Source organism: Segeticoccus rhizosphaerae, assembly GCF_009192725.1.
In the GTDB taxonomy this organism is placed as follows: Bacteria; Actinomycetota; Actinomycetes; order Actinomycetales; family Dermatophilaceae; genus Segeticoccus; species Segeticoccus rhizosphaerae.
The window spans coordinates 1-2,091 of record NZ_VOHR01000474.1 but is presented as its reverse complement, the minus strand read 5'-3'; the positions used below and the strand labels follow the sequence as shown (position 1 = coordinate 2,091).

The following is a 2,091-nucleotide window of genomic DNA, read 5'->3' as shown; positions in this document are numbered from 1 at the left end:
AAGGCGCTGCTGCGCGCGGTGATCGCCGACGCCGCCCAGCGCGGCCGCGACCGAGTCGGCCTCGAGGTCGACGCCGACTCCCCCACCCGCGCCGACGCCCTCTATGGCTCGCTCGGCTGGCACACGGCATACCGGACGGAGTCCTGGCACCGCGACATCCTGACGTGACCGCAGCACGCCCCAGCACGTGCTGCGCGATAACCTCCGGGTGTGTACTTCACGGACCGAGGGATCGAGGAGCTGACCCAGCGCCGGGGTGAGGAGTCGGTCAGCCTGGAGTGGGTGGCCGACCAGCTGCGCCTGTTCGTGGACCTCAACCCCGAGTTCGAGACCGCGGTCGAGCGCCTGGCCACATGGCTCGCCCGGCTCGACGACGACGATGACGAGGACTAAGACGTGAGCTTCGGCAGCACCGACGCGGACCCCGAGTTCAACCCGAGCGCGGAGTTCCACATCGAGGACGGCCCGCGCGACATCGGGCTGGTCTTCGTGGGCGACTCGTTCGTGGCCGGCTACGGCGACCCCAAGGCCCTCGGCTGGGTCTCGCGCGTCGTCGCCCGCACGCCGGTCGGTGAGAACGACCTGACCGCCTACAACCTCGGCGTCCGGGGCGACTCCTCGGCCGACGTCCTCGCGCGCTGGCGGGCCGAGTGCAACCCCCGCTGGAGCAAGCGCAGTGAGCGCCGCCTGGTGTTGGGGATGGGTGTCGAGGATCTCGAGACGGGCATGACGACCGCGCGCTCGCGGCTCAACCTCGCCAACGTCCTCGACGACGCTGCCGCGACGGGGATCGCCACCTTCGTGGTGGGCCCACCACCGTCCCAGGACCACGAGCTCAACACCCGCATCGAGGCGCTGGCCGAGGCGCAGGCAGATGTGTGCGCCCGGCGCGGAGTGATCTTCGTCGACTGTTTCCGCCCCCTCGTCGGACACGAGCAGTGGCAGTCCGACCTCGCGAGCGGCGACGGCCGGCACCCCGGCCAGGCGGGCTACGGCCTGATCGCCTGGCTGGTGCTGCACGCCGGATGGCCGCAGTGGCTGCGCCTGGATGCCTGACCGGACGGTACCGACGGACCACGCCAGCAGGCTTGCACTCACGATGTATCGCGTTATATCGTGACCTGACCCTCGCCATACAGGCAGGTATGGCGACCGCTCACCACGGTGACCGAGCAGGAGGACCCCATGGCGCAGGAATGGCAGATCGACGGGCCCAAGGTGCTCGACGTGGGCAGCGAGGACGAGGTCGTCCGCCAGTTGCGAGTCGGCATCGTGGGCGGCCGGCTCGACGTGGTGACCCATGACGACTCCCCTGCGGCACGGCTCGAGGTGCATGAGGTGGTCGGACGGCCGCTGCAGGTCACCTGGGACGGCTCGACCCTCAAGGTGGCGCACGTCAAGGAGGCCGACGGCAGCCTGTGGGAGGGGTTGCTGCAGATCGGCAAGGACGCCAGCAACCTGCGGGCCCGCATCAGCCTGTCCATCCCCAGCACCGCGCTGGTCAGGGCGAGCACGGTCAGTGCCGACGCCCTCATCACGGGCGTGCGCAACGAGGCCAAGGTCAACACCGTCTCGGGCGTGGTGACGCTCGACGACATCATCGGCGACGTCGACGCCAACACGGTGAGCGGCGAGATCGAGTGCCACGCGCTGAAGGGCGACTTCACCGGCAACTCGGTCTCCGGCTGCCTCACCGTCCTGGCCAGCGACCTGCAGGACATCAATCTCAACACGGTGAGCGGTGACATCGCCCTCGACCTGGCCGACGGCGAGGCCAAGATCAGCTCCAACTCGGTCTCGGGCGACGTGACCGTCCGGGTGCCGCAGGGCCGGGGCTACGACGTGCGCGCCCAGTCGGTGAGCGGGCAGGTCATCGTCGATGGCACGTCATACTCCCCGAAGGAGGACTTCAAGCGGGAGATGGCGGCGTTCAAGCAGGAGATGGCCGCCATGAAGGACGAGCTCAAGACCGCCCTGAAGGGCCACAAGAAGGCAGCCAAGCAGGCGGCGAAGGGTGGCTGGGCCGCCCCGCCTCCGCCCGAGCCGCCGAGGCCGCCGCACCCGCCGACACCGCCCAGGAGCGGAGGCCGG

The 2,091-nt window shown here is 70.0% G+C and carries 4 protein-coding genes; all 4 read left to right on the top strand.

Annotated elements, in window-relative coordinates:
* Positions 1-168: N-acetyltransferase (locus tag FRW57_RS24625; RefSeq protein WP_476748663.1), on the top strand; the 168-nt coding region annotated here is incomplete at its 5' end.
* 42 nt (positions 169-210) lie between these two features.
* Positions 211-393, top strand: coding sequence for a DUF6104 family protein (locus FRW57_RS20775; protein ID WP_137122770.1), 183 nt, complete (start codon positions 211-213; stop codon positions 391-393).
* 3 nt (positions 394-396) lie between these two features.
* Complete coding sequence (locus FRW57_RS20770) at positions 397-1,056, top strand: GDSL-type esterase/lipase family protein (protein ID WP_137122771.1); 660 nt, start codon at positions 397-399, stop codon at positions 1,054-1,056.
* A 108-nt stretch (positions 1,057-1,164) separates the two neighbouring features.
* On the top strand, positions 1,165-2,091 hold a 927-nt coding region (locus FRW57_RS20765; protein WP_162529446.1), incomplete at its 3' end, for a DUF4097 family beta strand repeat-containing protein.